Below are 16,659 nucleotides of genomic sequence, written 5' to 3'. Positions count from 1 at the left end.
ATACTCATTGTGATAGGCCTTATCCTTTTCGACTACTTTGTAAGTCCGAATTTCTCCTTGCGAATTTTGAAAATTGATAATCTCATAACGATCATATATCATCCACTCAGCTTCTTCCTCTTCTGTAATATCATAGTACACAACCTTCTTACAAGACCATACAGCAATTGATGTTAGCAGCAATCCAATAATTAATAATTTCTTGTTTCTCATTTTCAATAAATTTTGTCCAATCAGTTATCCCTATTTTTCGTTTTAATGAAATTCGTACTACTTAGAAAACTGGGATTTTAGAATCGGCTAATTTACAGATTTACTTTTATTGATTCACCAATTGGTAGTAAAATTAATTTTTTACCGGCTGCGGCAAAACTGCGCTTTGCTGCCTCTGTATCTATCTTAATCATTTCAAAGGTATCGTAATGCAGGCCTACTACACGGTTACACTTAACAAATGCTGCGGCTATAATGGCATTGTCAACGCCCATGGTGTAATTATTTCCGATTGGAAATAAGGCAACATTCATCTTTTTGAATTCCCCTATCAGTTTCATGTCATAGGTAAGGGCAGAATCCCCGCTGTAGTAAAGGTTTCCTTCATTGGTTTCGAGCAAAACCCATTGGGTTGCCGCCATAACTGCCATCGGGCAAGGCACTGCTGTGTACTGCATTTACGCACTTCACCTTGCCAAAATCAAACATCCAATGCCCACCAATATTCATACTGTGGGTATTGGTGCAACCTTGCTTTTCGAGCCATTGAATAATTTCAAAATTTGAAATAACCTTGGCACCGGTTTGCCTGGCTAATAACAAAGCATCAGCAATATGATCCTCGTGCCCATGCGAAATCAATATATAATCGCACTTAATTGCGCTTACATCAATATGGGCAGCCAGCTTATTAGGGGTAATAAAGGGATCGAAAAGTAAACGCGCCTCTGCGGTGGTAACCATAAAACAGCTGTGTCCGTAATACGTAATAGTCATTTGCTAAAATATTATTTTATGCAAAAGTAAACTAGTACGATACTATTTGAAATGATATAGGTTGTTTTTATCAACATGGTTGAATAATGGGAAAGTAGGTCTTCAACTGACATTGCCAGAGCGGGACGACCGAAGTAATCTGCCATCATTCAACCGTCATTGCAAGGGAGGCACGACCGAGGCAATCTGCAAATACAGCAATTCAATTTATTATTGAAATAATATCTCGAAGAATAGTTGTTAGAGATTTTTAATCTGTAACTCAAATAGTAAGTTTGCCAAAAGGAATTTAACTTTTGAAGAATAAAGTCAAAAGTATCTTGTCAGAATAGTAAACAGTTTAAAAATAATTATCTTTATTAATGGTGTTTGGAGATGCCATGTGGAATATCTCGAAGTGCTGATGATTTAATGCCACCCGCTCCCGCCAGCGTCCTCGCTGGTGGTCTAAGAACTCATCACATCGTATATCATCACCGTTACAATCAATTACAAACCAAAAATCAGTTTACAAAATTTGAAAATTTTGTTTTTTGCAAAACAACAAATACCTTCACCATGCATGAATGCGAATGAGCTACTGCAAATAAGATGAAAGTGCATAACTATAAATACCAAACCAAGCAATGGCTGCCCCAACATGATTACAACCTGTATGTTTTTGGCGCAAGGATGTACGCCTGTCCCGACCCTAGTGTCGGGAATCCCGTATTGGCACGCTTTACATTTATCCCGACCGAAGTGTCGGGAACACCCGACCCGCTAATGCAATTTCAACGAAGAGTAAATAGTTTTTGCAAAAAAATATTGTACTCTTGGTGATGCCGAAAAATGATAATTCCACTATGAGCCAAAAGTCAACATTTTTTCGGCATAATAATCCCTATTTGGCAATGGGTGCTAATCCGGTATCAATGGTTGACCCCACGGGAATGTGGAGTACAAATTCGTTTGACAATAATATTGCGGCTGCGCAAGAAAAGGCAATGTTTGGTAGAAATATCGGGATCAGGAAGTTTATCAAAAATAATAGTTGATGGATTACAAATTAATAGTGGCTCAAGTGGATTATTGAATAATATTGCAATGAACCAAATGCAAAATGGTGCATCAATTACTGACCCGAGCCAAGTAGCTTTTACATTGAGTTCGTTACAAACTCTTAATCCGGATAAGAAAGGGGAAAAACTTACATTATCTACTTGGGGTAGTATATATAGTTTACAACAAGCTGAATGGAAATTCTCAGATGCAGCCATGGGGGCAAGTGGCAAACAAACAGCTACCTTTCCTAATGGTAAAGTATATACAGTTGGATCACCTGTTGAAGTGGAAGGGAATGAAGCGACTGCCCAAAGTGGTGGGGGTAGTAGCTGGCTTGATAATCTTCAAACGGGATTGGATGTAGCTGGTATCGCTGACTCGACTGGTATTGTAGACTTAGGAAATGCCTTGATTTATGCTGGACGAGGACAATGGGGAAAATGCCGGAATTAGTGCTTTGCTATCATACCATACATTGGGGATTTGGGTAAGGCTGGAAGATTAGGAGCGAAAACAATACAATTAACTTCAAAAGCTCGAACAGCAGAAAAGGGACTTGAAATAGGAGGACGATTTTTAAAAAATGGATATAGTGAAATTGCACCTGGAGTGTTTAGGTCATCGGATAATTTAAGACAATTTAGAATGACTGATGCAGATATACTTGGTAAACACGGAAATATTGGACCACATTTTAATTTTGAAATTTTAGATGCATCAGGGAATTTTCTAAAGAATTACCATATGCCAATTAGATAATATTATATGAAATTAATAGCAGAAATACCAAAAGATAATATAGAGGATGATATTAAATATCTTGTAATTGAATCAGATGAAAATGATACAAAAGGATATTTTTTATTTTTTCATAAATCGTTAGATACTCCTTGCGAAGCTGATTTATGGTTCGTTGATATTGAAGGAGCAAAAAGACAAGCTACATTTAACTACGGAATAAACCCCGATGATTGGATGATCTCAGAACTTTAACATAACAGAAAAGCCCCCCGCTCCCGCCAGCGTCCACGCTGGTGGTCTAAGAAATCATCACATCGTATATCATTACCATTACAAGCAATTGTAAGATAAATATCAGATTACAAAATTTGAAAATTTTTATTTTTGCAAAACAACAAATACCTTCACCATGCATGAATGCGAATGAGCTACTGCAAATAAGATGAAAGTGCATAACCATAAATACCAAACCAAGCAATGGCTACCACAGCATGATTATAACCTGTATGATTTTGGCGCAAGGATGTATGACCCTGTATTGGCAAGGTTCACCACCCCTGACCCGCTAATGCAATTTAATAATCCATATTTGGCTATGGGTGCAAATCCGGTATCAATGGTGGACCCTACTGGGATGTGGAGTAGTACAATGATTAACCATAACATGGTAACTGCACAAGAAATGGAGCATGCGGCTGCAGTTGCATCTCAGTCTGGGAGTGGTACTGTTGGGCCGGGCAGTGCTGGTGTTCATTTTTATACGCAAGCAGGGCATGTAATTGCGCAAGTACAAATGCAGCATGGTGCAACTTATGCACATCAATCGCTAAATAATGCAATTAATCTAGCCGTAACTAATTCATCAAGTACTGTAAGTGGTGGAAATTTAAATCCTGCTGTTGCATCAGGCATCAATAACTTAATTGCTCATACTAATAGTTGGAAACATAGTTTATCTCAAAAAAGTTATCTTAGCACCAGTAATTCAATTGATGCCAATGGCAATGTAGGACAATGGTATAAATATTTTCATTATTCAGGTGGGGAGGAAATTGTTAGTGGGTATTCTTTTGAGGCTCCTAATCCTGAACCACAAGGTCATTATGGATATCAATCTGGTATAATTTATTCATTTAGAAATCCTGGTGATGTATGGATCTTTGATAAGACGAGAGCGAGATGGGCACCTCAAAATTCCCTTTCATTACAGTTTACAAAACCTATGAATAACCTAGGGTACTAGGCTGTAAAATTTGAGCATATTAAAAATAGAATAAATAATTTTAACTTTCTCAAAAAAATCAGAAATGAAAAAAATCAGACACACAGAATCACAAATTATCGGAATCCTGAAAGAGCAGGAACAAGGATTAAAAGTAACGGAGATATGTCGAAAGCACAACATAGCTGATCAGACATTTTACATTTGGAAGAAACGCTATGGCGGAATGCAAGTAGACGAGCTCAAGCGATTAAAGGATTTGGAATACGAAAATGCGCGGTTAAAAAAAATGTATGCCAACTTGAGTTTAGAGCATGACGCAGTGAAAGACTTGCTCGAAAAAAAGTTTTAACGCCTGCCTGCAAAGAGCAATGCTTATCTTATCTCATTGAAGAAAGACAATTAAGCCGCACGCAGGCGTGCAAAATTTTAAAGTGCTCACGCAACAACAAGTACTATCGCAAGCTGATGCCAGACAAAGATGAACAGTTAAAACAAGTCATAGAACAAACCATTGGCTTCAGCAGAAAAGGAAGAATGAAAGTCATCCGGTTAATTCAAAAACAACAGCCAGCAATAGGCAGCAGTCGCATACGCAGAGTGTACGAGCGATATGGATTTGCATTAACCAAAAAATTAAAACGTAGAGTAAAAGACAACCCAAAGAATCCAATTGCAGTACCACTGGCACGTAACATAGAGTGGGGTATGGATTTTATGAGCGATGCCTTAATTGATGGAAGAAGAATACGCACATTGAATATTGTAGAGCAATATAACCGCGAATGCTTAGGCATCCGTGTAGCACACAGCATCACAGCAAAGAGTGTTATTGAGTTTTTAGAACAACGCATTGAAATACACGGAAAGCCAATAAGTATCCGCACTGACAACGGACCTGAATTTACCTCGAAAGCATTTCAGCTTTGGTTGCATAACAAAAAAATAAATTGGAGTAAAATTGAAAAAGGAGCACCACAACAAAATGCCATTGTTGAACGGTTCAATCGCACCTATCGTGAAGATGTATTGGATGCATACTTATTTAAAAACACTAAACATGCACAAGAAATAACAAATGACTGGGTTGAAGAATATAATACCGAGCGCCCGCATCAATCATTAAATCAACTAACACCACATGAATTTGCCGCAGCATAAGGTTTTTTTTAGGCATGGAGCCTCAAGAATATCAACTTCTTATGCAACAAAAAACGGACGCAAATTGATGCGTCCGTTAGGGCACGATATTCCATCGGCATGAACTTATCCCTGGCAGGTTGCTCCTCAGCAGAGCCTGATTCCGTTTCAGTTCATGTTTGCAATTTTCAATCTCAAAAACTATATTTACAAACTGCTAAATTTTCCAGCCACATTCAAGGGGAACAATTACTGCTCCTTTAATTTGAGTGATTTTCTTTACAATTGCTCGCGCGAGCAATTTAATTTTTGGCATATGGCCGTATTCGTATAATTGTTTTTAACTCACTTACAATTAAGTTTTTACGGCTAAGTCAATTTCTTAAAGAAAATAGCATTCTCAAAAATTCACACCTCGCTTAAAATCTATCTGTTTATTTTTTCAAAAAAGGCGCAAGAGGTGAAACCTTGACTCACTCGCAGGATAAGGAAAAGGGCTGTAAATATTATTGACAGAATGATATCTATCACTTGATAATGTGATATTTATCTTTTTTTGCTTGGTTGTAAAGTTTCACCTTTGGAGTATTCTAAAACCATTAAAAAAAAAAGATGAAAAAGAACACATTTACTTTATTGCTCACTGGGGGGTTATTATTCTCAATGATACAATTTACATTTTCGCAATCGTTGAAATGGACCCATGCCAATTACTTCAGCAATTACAACCCGGAGGGGCGGGATAAAGATGTTGCCTTCGATAGTTATGGCAACACTTTTGTGTTGTACGAAAAATTTCTGGATTATGGGTCTGCTGGCGGTTGGAAGCAAATGGCTTTTAATAAAATAGACAGCATGGGAAATGTGATTGCGAATGAAGTTTTATAATCGATTCATCTTCGGTTATCTGGGATGCAAGGGCAAATTCCATTCGGATAGATGAAAACGGATACATCTATGCAAGTTGTTATTCCACTAAGTTTCATGCTTTTATAAAGCTTGATAACAATCTGCAATTAATTTTTATGAAAAAGTTTTATGACTTTATTCCTGTTACCAGTGCTTTAGGATTTAATAGTTATTACATATGTGCCAACACTCCCGATGGTGCTGAAATATTGCGTTACAATAAAAACACAGGTGCGCTGCAACAATTCAATCAATACGAAAAGGCAATACTATTTGATGGGGAAATTACAAATTCAGGGTTTGCAATTGCTGGAACTATTGAAGGAGTAGGACAAGGGAATCAAATGTTTTTGCAATCATACGATTCGCTTCTTAAATTGAAGTGGACATATTTGTATAATTATACAAATGGAAATTACAATGATACAGCATCTCAAATGAAAGTATCGGGAAACAATATCTATATTGCAGGAACAAGTTCAGGAGCGGTGGGAGATTTTGGCATGCTCCTAAAAATAAATGAAACCGGCAATTTGCTTTGGGCACGCAGACTTATTTCGGGGGCAAACTTAAACACTTTAAAATCGCTTGCAGTGGATGCCGGTGCCGACCAGGCTTATGTGTTGACAGAACAACAGCGGGTAATAAAATATAACAGCAATGGTGTGCAGGCTTTCAATAGATTAATACCACTACCAGTTCCAAGCTTAGGAGGCAATTATAATTATATAACAACAGATGGAAGGCCGGGACAAATGGCAAGCAAAGTTATTTTGGGTGGTACCAATTCGTATAAAAAATACTACCATCCCCCGATACGAATTGGTACTACATTTGGGATCAGAGTGTAATTAGAAGTTTAAATGTTAGCAATGGTGCGGTATTGAATACAGATAAATTTATTATCAATTGTTCATATAATTATGTGAAAGCAGAAAACATTAACTTTTCAACCAAATTATTAAAAATGAATTTCAATGTGATACCAACCCAAATGGTTGCATTAATAGATGGCAATTGTAGTAATTTTCTATGGGATATGCATAACTATTACCGTGTATCACGATGCTTTAATATGGACAATAGTGCCAAAGTCGCTAAAGAAAATGAGAACTTTGAAACGGGGATTAATCTTTTTCCTAACCCTGCTCAACAGTTAATTACAATTGAAACCTCTCTTGAAAATTTCACTTGTTCTATTTTTGATGTGAACGGCAACTTGTTAATCTACACTGAAAAAAATAAATTCTGGCGAAGAGTTAAGTATCAAGTCATTGAAACCCGGTATGTATTTGATTACAATTAATGATGGAACACGAAGTATGAATTATAAATTCATAAAATCGAATGATTAGCTAAAAGATTGTGCAAAGAAATAGTTATAAACCTCGATTTAAGTTAGTCTTAAATCGAGGTTTTTAATTTGATTTATAAAGTCAGGGGAACAATTACTGCTCCTTTAATTTGAGTGATTTTCTTTACAATTGCTCGCGCGAGCAATTTAATTTTTGGCATATGGCCGTATTCTTATAATTGTTTTTAACTCACTTACAATTAAGTTTTACGGCTAAGGCAATTTCTTAAAGAAAATAACATTCTCAAAAATTCACACCTCGCTTAAAATCTATCTGATTATTTTTTCAAAAAAGGTGCAAGAGGCGAAACCTTGACTCCCCCGCTCCCGCCAGCGTCCACGCTGGTGGTCTAAGAACTCATCACATCGTATATCATCACCGTTACAATCAATTGTAAATAAAAAGCAGGTAATAAAATTTGAAAATTTTGATTTTTGCAAAACAACAAATACCTTCACCATGCATGAATGCGAATGAGCTAATGCAAATAAGATGAAAGTGTATAACTATAAATACCAAACCAAGCAATGGCTGCCCCAACATGATTACAACCTGTATGATTTTGGTGCAAGGATGTATGCCTGTCCCGACAGTAATGTCGGGAACCCTGTATTGGCACGGTTCACCACCCCTGACCCGCTAATGCAATTTAATAATCCATATTTGGCAATGGGTGCTAATCCGGTTAGTATGATTGACCCAAGTGGGATGTGGAGTAGTACAATGATTAACCATAACATGGTAACTGCACAAGAAATGGAGCATGCGGCTGCTGTTGCATCTCAGTCTGGGAGAGGTACTGTTGGGCCGGGCAGTGCTGGTGTTCATTTTTATACGCAAGCAGGGCATGTAATTGCGCAAACCCAAATGCAGCATGGTACTGAAAACACAGCAACATTTTACCAAGGGTATTATAATGGAGCGTCTACAGGCATTTCAGCATCCTATAATAATGCTTTAGAAAATAATTATCAAGCCTATAGAGATGAGTGGTTTAGCAAGAATAGTGGCAGTGCCCTTAACCGCGATTTATGGAAAAATAATATAACAGGCGAATTTATTGAAATGCCTGCGGGAATGGCCTTAGGTCAAAATAGTAGTATTTTAAGTAGGGGCGAATTTGCCAAATCAGAAGGTGGTGCTCCACCTTCATATACACCACCACCAAAAGATGGTTTTCCTGGTTTTCCAGATATAGAAAAAATGAAACCAAAAGGTGGTAGGCCAAGATGGAGACTCCCTGATGACGATATTATTGAATGGGATGGACAACATAGAGAGTTAGAGCGATATAATCCAAGAGGAAAACATAAAGGTGTTTGGAATCCGGAGGGAGAACAGATTAAGGATCCTGTACCTGGGCGAAAGATAGACCCTATTTTAAGTCCATGGTATGTCCCAAGTCAAAACACTATTAGAAAAGTAATAATAGGTGGCACTATCACGGTTGGTGTAGGAATAATTTTATTTGATATATTTACGATACCGTCAGGCGAAGGACTTATTGGAGTGCAAATGATTAGAATGGCTTTAATTAGATAGTTATTAAAATGTAAAATTAGAAAACTATGTGCAATAGATTGAAAGAGTTCGCTTCAGAGGACTTTGAAAACGTTGATACACCAATTATCTACGTCCAAAAGTTTGACGAATACGGAATTAAAATCCTTGATGGTGGGAATTCTTCCATCCTTATAGAGTTTTGTCCTTGGTGCGCAGAACGACTACCTGAGTCAAAAAGAGACAGATGGTTTGACGAACTTAATGAATTGGGAATAATTGATCCTTGGTCTGGTAAAATTCCGGATAAGTATTTGACTGATGAATGGTATAGATAACAGGCAAATTGGGAATATAGTCAAAGTTGACTCCTTACTTTATGTAGTTTCTGACTCCATCAAAACTTTAATAATTCTCAGATTTATATACTTGCTAAGAAAGTAAGCGCGCGCTTCGATATGTCGCTTCACGGCATCTCGAATAGTAAAAATTACAAATTTTTAATTTGCAACGAAAACACTAAGTTTGCCCCCCCAGCTGGTGCGAGCTTGTAGCTCGTAACTACTATGACAACGTATACTGTAATAGTAACTATTCTATAGTAAATTAAACACCTCGCTCTTCGAGATGTTCGCGTAGCGTCAGCTCGATGTATAGATAATACGGATTTATAATTTGAATGTTAAAACCTAACATTGTCCTTGCCTTAATTTCTCACTAAAACAAAAAAGCCACTTCAAAATTGAAATGGCTCTTTGATATTCTCTTATGATCCGAATACTTATTCAGTTGTTGCTTCGGGTGCAGCATCAGCCTTTTTCTTGGTACGTCCTCTTCTTGTTTTGGCTTTGCCTGCTTTCTCTTTACCTCCTGTATAGATGGCATTGAAATCAACCAATTCCATCATACACATCTGTGCATTATCACCCAAGCGTGGCTCTAATTTTATAATTCTTGTATAACCACCCGGACGTTCACCAATCTTATTGGCAACTTCTTTGTAAAGCTCCTTTAGCGCTTCTTTGTTCTGCAAATAGCTAAACACAGTTCTACGCGAGTGAGTACTATCGTCCTTCGATTTGGTAATTAATGGTTCAACATACTTTCGCAAAGCTTTAGCTTTTGCTACTGTGGTATTAATACGCTTATGCAAAATAAGCGAACTTGCCAGGTTTGATAATAATGCCTGACGATGACCATATTTTCTTCCTAAATGATTTATTGTTTTTCCGTGACGCATGATTCGTTTTCTTTTTATTCATTAAAGCACAGAGAGCATTTACACACCAACTGTCTTTTATATTAATTACCTTATTCTTTTTCCAATTTATATTTTGACAGATTCATTCCAAAAGTAAGGTTCTTATTACGAACCAAATCTTCTAATTCTGTTAGTGACTTCTTACCGAAATTTCGGAATTTTAATAAATCACTCTTATTGTAAGATACTAGATCTCCCAATGTTTCAACATCTGCAGCTTTTAAGCAATTCAAGGCACGAACAGATAAGTCCATATCAACCAATTTGGTTTTTAATAATTGTCGCATGTGTAATGACGACTCATCAAACTCCTCTGTTGGTGTCTTAAGCTTATGCTCCAAGGTGATTTTCTCATCTGAGAACAACATAAAGTGATGAATCAATATCTCTGCTGCTTCCTTTAATGCTTCCTTAGGATGAATGCTTCCATCGGTAGTAATTTCCATTACCAATTTTTCATAATCGGTTTTTTGTTCTACACGAAAATTCTCCACATGATATTTCACATTGCGTATTGGTGTGTAAATAGAGTCAATGGCAATAGCGCTTATAGGAAGGTTGGCATTCTTATTCTCTTCAGCCGGTACATAACCTCTTCCCTTGTCTATGGTTAACTCTAATTGCAACTTTACCGAGTTGTTCATATTGCAAATTACCAAATCAGGATTTAAAACCTGAAAGGCAGTAGTGTGTTTGCTAATATCACCGGCAGTAAACTGCTCTTTACCTGAAACCGATACGATAACTTTTTCAAAAAAAGTTGATTCTATTTGTTTCTTAAAGCGAACTTGTTTTAGGTTCAATATAATCTCAGTTACATCTTCAACTACACCTTTGATTGTAGAAAACTCATGGTCAACTCCTGAGATGCGTACAGATGTAATTGCGAAGCCTTCCAATGAAGAAAGTAAAATCCTACGCAAAGCGTTTCCAATAGTTACTCCATATCCAGGCTCAAGTGGACGAAACTCAAACAAACCATGAAAGTCTGTTGAATTAAGCATAACTACTTTATCCGGTTTTTGAAATGCTAGTATTGCCATATTTAATTTATTTTTTTTTGTTTAGTTATTAATTCAGGCAAGGTATTGAATCTCGCCCTTTTGATTTTGTCTGTGAATCTAAATATTCACTATAGACTTACATTTTCAATGTGAATTACTACTTAGAATATAATTCGACAATCAATTGCTCTTTAATAGGCTCCGGAATTTCCTCTCTGGAAGGAGCATTTAAAAACTTTCCGGTCATGGTAGCCTGATCCCACTCCAACCATGCAAATCTGCTTGCACGGCCACTTAAGCTATCAGAAATCACTCCCATGGATTTCGATTTCTCACGAACTCCAATCACATCTCCTGCACGAACAGTAAATGAAGGAATATTTACTACCGTTTCATTCACTATGATATGCTTATGAGAAACAAGTTGACGTGCAGCTGCGCGCGAAGGGGCTATACCCATGCGGTAAACAACATTGTCTAAACGTGACTCAATAAGTTTTAGCAAATTTTCACCGGTAATACCTTCTTTACGCTGAGCTATATGAAATGTTTTTGCAAACTGTCGCTCAAGTATTCCATAAGTATATTTTACTTTTTGCTTTTCTTGTAACTGGGTTGCGTATTCCGACATTTTTGAACGCTTTTTACTAACTCCGTGTTGTCCCGGAGGATATTGGCGCTTATCAAAATATTTATCCGGGCCGAAAATAGCCGTTTTAAATTTTCTCGCAATTTTTGTTTTTGGACCTGTATATCTAGCCATTTTTTATAAAATTCAGATTTCTTAATTTATTCTTTTGTAGTAATTACCTTATATTCTTCTGCGTCCCGGAGGGCGGCATCCATTGTGTGGTATTGGTGTTAAGTCCAATATCTCACTTATTTCTATTCCCGACACTCCCAATGAACGCATTGCTGACTCACGTCCGGCACCTGGGCCTTTAACAATAACCTTCACTCTTCTTAACCCCATATCATAAGCAACTTTAGCACAATCGGCAGCTGCCATCTGAGCAGCATAAGGTGTATTCTTTTTAGATCCCTTGAAACCCATTTTGCCTGCACTAGACCATGATATAACCTGGCCATTTAAATTTGTTAAGCTAATGATAATATTATTGAAGGTAGCGCTAATATGTGCTTCGCCATTGGCTTCTACTTTTACTACTTTCTTTTTTACGGTTTTTGTTGCCGCGGTTTTTTGTGTAGCCATCTATTTTTTTGCGTGTTTAATTAGTTATTACTTAGTTACCTTCTTCTTGTTAGCAACTGTCTTTCTCTTACCCTTCCGTGTACGGCAATTGTTTTTAGTGCGCTGACCTCTTACGGGCAGTCCTTTACGATGACGCACACCACGATAACAGTTAATATCCATCAATCGCTTGATGTTTAACTGTACTTCTGAGCGTAATGCACCTTCAACTTTAAATTCGTTTATAAGTGAGCGAATTGCATTCAATTCATCATCATTCCACTCATTAACCTTTTTGTTAAAGTCAATGCCACATTCGGCCAGAATACGCTGCGCGGTAGGTCGGCCTATTCCGAAGATATAGGTCAATCCTATTTCTCCTCTTTTATTTTTTGGTAAATCAATTCCTGCTATACGAGCCATGAATTAGTCTTTTTTCTAGTTAATTATTTTTAAAATGATGGATTATCCCTGACGTTGTTTAAAACGAGGATTCTTTTTGTTAATCACGTACAGTTTGCCCTTTCTGCGAACTATTTTGCATTCGGCACTACGTTTCTTTAATGATGGTTTTACTTTCATCGCTATTCTGTGTTTGCTCTTTTATAATTTCCTTACGGAATTCAATTTTCAATTCTTCTTTATTTGTATCGGAAGGTTATTCTTCCCTTTGATAAGTCATAAGGCGATATTTCAACTTTTACCTTATCTCCTGTCAAAATCTTTATGTAGTGCATACGCATTTTACCGGAAATATGTGCGATTAATTGATGACCATTTTCGAGTTCAACTCTAAACATGGCATTGCTCAATGCTTCCGTGATGGTACCGTCCTGCTCTATCGATGTTTGTTTTGACATTTTTTACTTATCCAATCTTTTCTATTACTTGTTTGAAGTGTGTTAACTCGCGATTATTTGCTATTGCCCCTTCAATCAATTCAAAGGATGATAAAATCAAAGGTTGATTTTTATCTACTATTGCTACCGTATGCTCATAATGTGCCGAAGGCTTTCGGTCGGCTGTAACAATGGTCCACTTATCATTTAACTGCGACACTTGCCTTTTACCGGCATTTATCATTGGCTCTATTGCTATTACCATTCCTTCCTTAAGCAGCGGCCCATTCCCTCTGGTTCCATAATTTGGAACTTCAGGTTTCTCATGCAACATCTTGCCTACTCCATGCCCTACTAATTCACGAACAACTCCATATCCATTTTTTTCGGCAAATACCTGCACAGCTGAACTAATATCACCAACCCGCTTTCCTATCAGTGCCTGCGCAATTCCGAGGTATAAGCACTGGTAAGTCACTTCCATTAGCTTTAGCTTTTCGGCACTAACTTCGCCTATTCCAAAGGAATAGGCTGAGTCTCCTATCCACCCATTCTTGGTAACACCAATATCAATTGATACCAAGTCGCCATCCTTAACTTCGCGATTAGATGGAAGTCCATGAACCACCTCTTCATTAACTGATATACATGTATTGTACTTATAACCATGATATCCCATGAAAGTAGGCACTGCCCCATGCGACCTTATAAAGTCATTGGCCATTGTGTCTAATTTCAAGGTCGAAATCCCAGGCTTCAATTCGGAGGCTAGCATTGCCAAAGTCTCCCCAACAAGTAAAGAACTAATCTTTATTAACTCTATTTCTTCTTTCGATTTTAAATTTACCGCCACTCTAAAATTCTATAATTTAAGAAATTTTATTGTGGTACCGCACTCATCGTTGTGCGTCCTTTAATCCTTCCCGACTTCATCAATCCATCGTACTTACGCATTAATAATTGACTTTCAATCTGCTGAAGGGTATCTAATATTACACCAACCATAATCAACAAACTGGTACCTCCAAAAAATTGTGCAAAATTTTGATTGATACCGATTAATTGTGCAATGGCAGGCAAGATTGCTACCAAGGCAAGAAACAAGGCACCTGGCAGGGTAATTCGCGACATAACTTCATCAATAAATTCAGCGGTCTTTCTTCCTGGTTTTATACCAGGAACAAACCCATTATTCTTCTTCATATCATCAGCCATTTGGTTAGGATTAACCGCAATAGCCGTATAGAAATATGTAAAAACAACTATCAATAATGCAAATACGAAATTATACCAGAAGGATTCGCTGCGAGTAAATGCTGCTAAAAATCCCTGCATTGATTCGCTCGGAAAAAACTGAGCTATTGTCAATGGAATAAACATAATGGCTTGAGCAAAAATAATCGGCATAACACCTGCTGTATTTACTTTTAAAGGTATATACTGACGAACACCACCATATTGGCGATTACCAACAATTGTTTTTGCAAATTGAACAGGAATTTTTACGGGTTCCTTGCACCAACAATATAACCGCAGCTATTACACTTAACCAGAAAATAATTTCTACTAAAAACATTAGTATACCACCGCTGCCGGTAGTCATGGTTCTGGTAAACTCCCCTCCAATAGCCTGTGGTAAGCGGGCGATAATACCAACCATGATAATAAGTGAAGTACCATTACCAATTCCACGATCCTGAATTTTTTCTCCCAGCCACATTACGAATAATGTTCCAGCAGTTAATATAATTACTGATGTGAAGGTAAACATGAATGAATTCTCAAGAATTGCACCTGGCGCTTGTGCTTGCAAATTTACTAAGTATCCGGGTGCTTGTAATAAGCATACCCCTACTGTTAGTAAACGAGTCCATTGTGTCAACTTCTTACGTCCGCTTTCTCCTTCTTTCTGAAGCTTTTGAAAGGATGGCATAGCCATTGATAACAACTGAATTACAATACTAGCGCTTATATATGGCATAATTCCAATTGCAAATATGGATGCTTGAGAAAATGCTCCACCAGCAAACATATCTAACAAGCCAAACAACCCCCTTGAGCCTGTGATTTTAAAGACTCTAATGCTTGGGGATCTATACCTGGTAATACAATATGAGCACCAAGCCTATATACAAGAATACAAATCAAAGTGATAAAAAGCTTTGACTTCAAATCCTCGATTCGGAAGATGTTTTGAATAGTAGTTAAAAATCTCTTCATATTTATTTAAGATAGTTGGCTATAGCTCTTACTATTTCCGATTAATTATTTTTTTGTATTGAAGCGGTGGTACCACCTTTAGCCTCAATAGCGTTTTTTGCAGTTGCGCTAAAGGCGTGGGCCGTTATATTAATAGCTCCTTTAATTTCGCCCCTACCCAATATTTTTACCAAATCTCTCTTAGCAACTAGTCCTCTTTCAAAAAGCAATTGAGGAGTTATGTCAGTAGCGCCAGTCTTTTCTACCAAAGCTTGTATTGCGTCCAGGTTGATTGCTTTGTATTCAACACGGTTGATATTTTTGAAGCCAAATTTAGGAACCCTGCGTTGAAGCGGCATTTGCCCACCTTCAAAACCAATTTTTTGAGAGTAACCCGAACGCGATTGTGCCCCTTTGTGACCTCTACGAGCTGTTCCTCCACCGCCAGATCCCTGACCACGTCCATTTCTTCGGTTTGTTTTGGTAGCTCCTTTTGCCGGAGCCAGATTATGCAGATTCATTGATTGTTCGATTATTAAATGTTTTCTACTCTAACTAAATGAGAAACTTTACGTATCATTCCTTGAACCTGATCATTAAGTTCCTTTTCTATTGACTGACCAATTTTAGTAAAACCTAACGCCTTCAGATTTCTTTTCTGACGCTCAGGGCGGTCAATTCCGCTTTTTACTTGTGTTATTTTTACTCTTGCCATTTCGACTTTCTTTTTATTATTTGGATTAACCGTTAAAAACCTTGGTTAGTTCAATGCCACGATTGTTTGCAACTGTAGCCGCATCTCGCATTTGAGCCAAGGCATTAATTGTGGCCTTAACCACATTGTGAGGGTTAGAAGAACCTTTTGATTTGGCCAATACATCGGTAATTCCTACACTCTCTAAAACTGCACGCATAGCACCTCCGGCAATTACTCCGGTTCCGGGGGCGGCAGGTTTAAGGAATACTCGAGCTCCTCCAAATTTTCCTTCTTGCTCATGAGGAACCGTTCCCTTATTTACCGTTACACGCACTAGATTTTTTTTAGCATCATCTACACCTTTAGTTACCGCATCGGATACTTCTTTTGCTTTTCCAAGGCCATGACCTACTACCCCTTTTTCATCGCCAACAACGATAATTGCTGCAAAGGAAAAAGCTCTACCTCCCTTGGTAACTTTGGTAACACGATTAACACCAACCAGACGGTCCTTTAGTTCTATCTCACTAGATTTTACTCTTCTTATGTTTATTGCCATTGTTTCG

24 protein-coding genes and 2 pseudogenes are annotated in these 16,659 nt (G+C 37.6%); 12 read left to right on the top strand and 14 right to left on the bottom strand.

Going from position 1 to position 16,659, the window contains the following annotated elements; all coding sequences use genetic code 11:
• Together IPO27_09655 and IPO27_09650 are read right to left on the bottom strand one after the other, a co-directional pair.
• Nucleotides 1–213, bottom strand: a 213-nt coding sequence (locus IPO27_09655) for a hypothetical protein (GenBank protein ID MBK8846778.1), incomplete at its 3' end; no start/stop codon positions are given.
• Nucleotides 214–305: 92 nt separating this feature from the next.
• A pseudogene (locus IPO27_09650) lies at nt 306–990 on the bottom strand (metal-dependent hydrolase).
• A gap of 591 nt (nt 991–1,581) precedes the next feature.
• Between IPO27_09650 and IPO27_09645 the strand changes: the two are divergent.
• The 12 genes from IPO27_09645 (at nt 1,582) to IPO27_09590 (ending at nt 9,239) form a co-directional block, all read left to right on the top strand.
• Nucleotides 1,582–1,812: a hypothetical protein gene (locus tag IPO27_09645; protein ID MBK8846777.1), complete on the top strand. Its 231-nt coding sequence runs from the start codon at nt 1,582–1,584 to the stop codon at nt 1,810–1,812.
• Between the two features lie 168 nt (nt 1,813–1,980).
• The gene (locus IPO27_09640) at nt 1,981–2,487 is read left to right on the top strand and encodes a hypothetical protein (GenBank protein ID MBK8846776.1); all 507 of its coding nucleotides are present in this window, start codon (nt 1,981–1,983) and stop codon (nt 2,485–2,487) included.
• Between the two features lie 30 nt (nt 2,488–2,517).
• Complete coding sequence (locus tag IPO27_09635; protein MBK8846775.1) at nt 2,518–2,793, top strand: hypothetical protein; 276 nt, start codon at nt 2,518–2,520, stop codon at nt 2,791–2,793.
• 6 nt (nt 2,794–2,799) lie between these two features.
• Nucleotides 2,800–3,027, top strand: a complete 228-nt coding sequence (locus IPO27_09630) for a hypothetical protein (protein MBK8846774.1) — start codon at nt 2,800–2,802, stop codon at nt 3,025–3,027.
• Between the two features lie 190 nt (nt 3,028–3,217).
• A complete protein-coding gene (locus IPO27_09625) occupies nt 3,218–4,018 on the top strand; it encodes a hypothetical protein (protein ID MBK8846773.1) in 801 nt (266 codons plus the stop codon).
• A gap of 64 nt (nt 4,019–4,082) precedes the next feature.
• The gene (locus tag IPO27_09620) at nt 4,083–4,349 is read left to right on the top strand and encodes a transposase (GenBank protein ID MBK8846772.1); all 267 of its coding nucleotides are present in this window, start codon (nt 4,083–4,085) and stop codon (nt 4,347–4,349) included.
• A gap of 35 nt (nt 4,350–4,384) precedes the next feature.
• Nucleotides 4,385–5,158, top strand: coding sequence for an IS3 family transposase (locus tag IPO27_09615; GenBank protein MBK8846771.1), 774 nt, complete (start codon nt 4,385–4,387; stop codon nt 5,156–5,158).
• A gap of 591 nt (nt 5,159–5,749) precedes the next feature.
• Nucleotides 5,750–6,025: a hypothetical protein gene (locus tag IPO27_09610; GenBank protein ID MBK8846770.1), complete on the top strand. Its 276-nt coding sequence runs from the start codon at nt 5,750–5,752 to the stop codon at nt 6,023–6,025.
• Between the two features lie 137 nt (nt 6,026–6,162).
• Complete coding sequence (locus IPO27_09605; GenBank protein ID MBK8846769.1) at nt 6,163–6,897, top strand: hypothetical protein; 735 nt, start codon at nt 6,163–6,165, stop codon at nt 6,895–6,897.
• A gap of 381 nt (nt 6,898–7,278) precedes the next feature.
• The gene (locus IPO27_09600) at nt 7,279–7,401 is read left to right on the top strand and encodes a T9SS type A sorting domain-containing protein (protein MBK8846768.1); all 123 of its coding nucleotides are present in this window, start codon (nt 7,279–7,281) and stop codon (nt 7,399–7,401) included.
• Nucleotides 7,402–7,893: 492 nt separating this feature from the next.
• The gene (locus IPO27_09595) at nt 7,894–8,943 is read left to right on the top strand and encodes a hypothetical protein (GenBank protein MBK8846767.1); all 1,050 of its coding nucleotides are present in this window, start codon (nt 7,894–7,896) and stop codon (nt 8,941–8,943) included.
• A 38-nt stretch (nt 8,944–8,981) separates the two neighbouring features.
• On the top strand, nt 8,982–9,239 hold the full coding sequence (locus tag IPO27_09590; protein MBK8846766.1) for a hypothetical protein: 258 nt from the start codon (nt 8,982–8,984) through the stop codon (nt 9,237–9,239).
• A 443-nt stretch (nt 9,240–9,682) separates the two neighbouring features.
• Here IPO27_09590 and rplQ read toward each other — a convergent pair whose 3' ends face one another.
• From rplQ to rpsE, 12 genes and pseudogenes are all read right to left on the bottom strand, one after another.
• Nucleotides 9,683–10,141, bottom strand: a complete 459-nt coding sequence (gene rplQ, locus IPO27_09585; GenBank protein MBK8846765.1) for a 50S ribosomal protein L17 — start codon at nt 10,139–10,141, stop codon at nt 9,683–9,685.
• 71 nt (nt 10,142–10,212) lie between these two features.
• Entirely contained in the window at nt 10,213–11,205 is a 993-nt protein-coding gene (locus IPO27_09580) for a DNA-directed RNA polymerase subunit alpha (GenBank protein ID MBK8846764.1), read from the bottom strand.
• A 118-nt stretch (nt 11,206–11,323) separates the two neighbouring features.
• The gene (gene rpsD, locus IPO27_09575) at nt 11,324–11,929 is read right to left on the bottom strand and encodes a 30S ribosomal protein S4 (GenBank protein ID MBK8846763.1); all 606 of its coding nucleotides are present in this window, start codon (nt 11,927–11,929) and stop codon (nt 11,324–11,326) included.
• 48 nt (nt 11,930–11,977) lie between these two features.
• Complete coding sequence (gene rpsK / locus IPO27_09570) at nt 11,978–12,379, bottom strand: 30S ribosomal protein S11 (protein MBK8846762.1); 402 nt, start codon at nt 12,377–12,379, stop codon at nt 11,978–11,980.
• Nucleotides 12,380–12,406: 27 nt separating this feature from the next.
• Nucleotides 12,407–12,781, bottom strand: coding sequence for a 30S ribosomal protein S13 (rpsM, locus tag IPO27_09565; protein ID MBK8846761.1), 375 nt, complete (start codon nt 12,779–12,781; stop codon nt 12,407–12,409).
• A gap of 42 nt (nt 12,782–12,823) precedes the next feature.
• Entirely contained in the window at nt 12,824–12,940 is a 117-nt protein-coding gene (gene rpmJ / locus IPO27_09560) for a 50S ribosomal protein L36 (protein MBK8846760.1), read from the bottom strand.
• Nucleotides 12,941–12,999: 59 nt separating this feature from the next.
• The gene (gene infA / locus IPO27_09555) at nt 13,000–13,218 is read right to left on the bottom strand and encodes a translation initiation factor IF-1 (GenBank protein MBK8846759.1); all 219 of its coding nucleotides are present in this window, start codon (nt 13,216–13,218) and stop codon (nt 13,000–13,002) included.
• Between the two features lie 7 nt (nt 13,219–13,225).
• Nucleotides 13,226–14,050 carry a type I methionyl aminopeptidase gene (gene map, locus IPO27_09550; GenBank protein ID MBK8846758.1) on the bottom strand — a complete coding sequence of 275 codons (825 nt, stop codon included), beginning with the start codon at nt 14,048–14,050 and terminating at the stop codon, nt 13,226–13,228.
• A 26-nt stretch (nt 14,051–14,076) separates the two neighbouring features.
• Nucleotides 14,077–15,417: pseudogene (gene secY, locus IPO27_09545) on the bottom strand (preprotein translocase subunit SecY).
• A gap of 41 nt (nt 15,418–15,458) precedes the next feature.
• Nucleotides 15,459–15,917: a 50S ribosomal protein L15 gene (gene rplO / locus IPO27_09540; protein MBK8846757.1), complete on the bottom strand. Its 459-nt coding sequence runs from the start codon at nt 15,915–15,917 to the stop codon at nt 15,459–15,461.
• A gap of 14 nt (nt 15,918–15,931) precedes the next feature.
• Nucleotides 15,932–16,111, bottom strand: a complete 180-nt coding sequence (gene rpmD, locus IPO27_09535) for a 50S ribosomal protein L30 (protein MBK8846756.1) — start codon at nt 16,109–16,111, stop codon at nt 15,932–15,934.
• Between the two features lie 25 nt (nt 16,112–16,136).
• Nucleotides 16,137–16,652 (bottom strand): 30S ribosomal protein S5, encoded by a 516-nt coding sequence (gene rpsE / locus IPO27_09530; GenBank protein ID MBK8846755.1) that lies wholly within the window; start codon nt 16,650–16,652, stop codon nt 16,137–16,139.
• Nucleotides 16,653–16,659 lie beyond the last annotated feature (7 nt).

It is taken from the genome of Bacteroidota bacterium (assembly GCA_016714535.1).
Lineage (GTDB): Bacteria > Bacteroidota > Bacteroidia > AKYH767-A > OLB10 > JADKFV01.
Note: the sequence above shows the minus strand (reverse complement) of the source record. Positions and strands in the feature narration are given on the sequence as shown.

What these genes read in the sequence shown, in the direction of transcription:
- rpmD (MBK8846756.1), bottom strand. Translation starts at nt 16,111, where the DNA reads ATGGCAAGAGTAAAAATAACACAAGTAAAAAGCGGAATTGACCGCCCT.
- IPO27_09625 (MBK8846773.1), top strand. Translation starts at nt 3,218, where the DNA reads ATGAAAGTGCATAACCATAAATACCAAACCAAGCAATGGCTACCACAG.
- IPO27_09610 (MBK8846770.1), top strand. Translation starts at nt 5,750, where the DNA reads ATGAAAAAGAACACATTTACTTTATTGCTCACTGGGGGGTTATTATTC.
- IPO27_09595 (MBK8846767.1), top strand. Translation starts at nt 7,894, where the DNA reads ATGAAAGTGTATAACTATAAATACCAAACCAAGCAATGGCTGCCCCAA.
- IPO27_09630 (MBK8846774.1), top strand. Translation starts at nt 2,800, where the DNA reads ATGAAATTAATAGCAGAAATACCAAAAGATAATATAGAGGATGATATT.
- IPO27_09580 (MBK8846764.1), bottom strand. Translation starts at nt 11,205, where the DNA reads ATGGCAATACTAGCATTTCAAAAACCGGATAAAGTAGTTATGCTTAAT.
- rplO (MBK8846757.1), bottom strand. Translation starts at nt 15,917, where the DNA reads ATGAATCTGCATAATCTGGCTCCGGCAAAAGGAGCTACCAAAACAAAC.
- rpsE (MBK8846755.1), bottom strand. Translation starts at nt 16,652, where the DNA reads ATGGCAATAAACATAAGAAGAGTAAAATCTAGTGAGATAGAACTAAAG.
- IPO27_09605 (MBK8846769.1), top strand. Translation starts at nt 6,163, where the DNA reads ATGAAAAAGTTTTATGACTTTATTCCTGTTACCAGTGCTTTAGGATTT.
- IPO27_09645 (MBK8846777.1), top strand. Translation starts at nt 1,582, where the DNA reads ATGAAAGTGCATAACTATAAATACCAAACCAAGCAATGGCTGCCCCAA.
- rpmJ (MBK8846760.1), bottom strand. Translation starts at nt 12,940, where the DNA reads ATGAAAGTAAAACCATCATTAAAGAAACGTAGTGCCGAATGCAAAATA.
- rpsM (MBK8846761.1), bottom strand. Translation starts at nt 12,781, where the DNA reads ATGGCTCGTATAGCAGGAATTGATTTACCAAAAAATAAAAGAGGAGAA.
- rplQ (MBK8846765.1), bottom strand. Translation starts at nt 10,141, where the DNA reads ATGCGTCACGGAAAAACAATAAATCATTTAGGAAGAAAATATGGTCAT.
- rpsD (MBK8846763.1), bottom strand. Translation starts at nt 11,929, where the DNA reads ATGGCTAGATATACAGGTCCAAAAACAAAAATTGCGAGAAAATTTAAA.
- rpsK (MBK8846762.1), bottom strand. Translation starts at nt 12,379, where the DNA reads ATGGCTACACAAAAAACCGCGGCAACAAAAACCGTAAAAAAGAAAGTA.
- IPO27_09620 (MBK8846772.1), top strand. Translation starts at nt 4,083, where the DNA reads ATGAAAAAAATCAGACACACAGAATCACAAATTATCGGAATCCTGAAA.
- infA (MBK8846759.1), bottom strand. Translation starts at nt 13,218, where the DNA reads ATGTCAAAACAAACATCGATAGAGCAGGACGGTACCATCACGGAAGCA.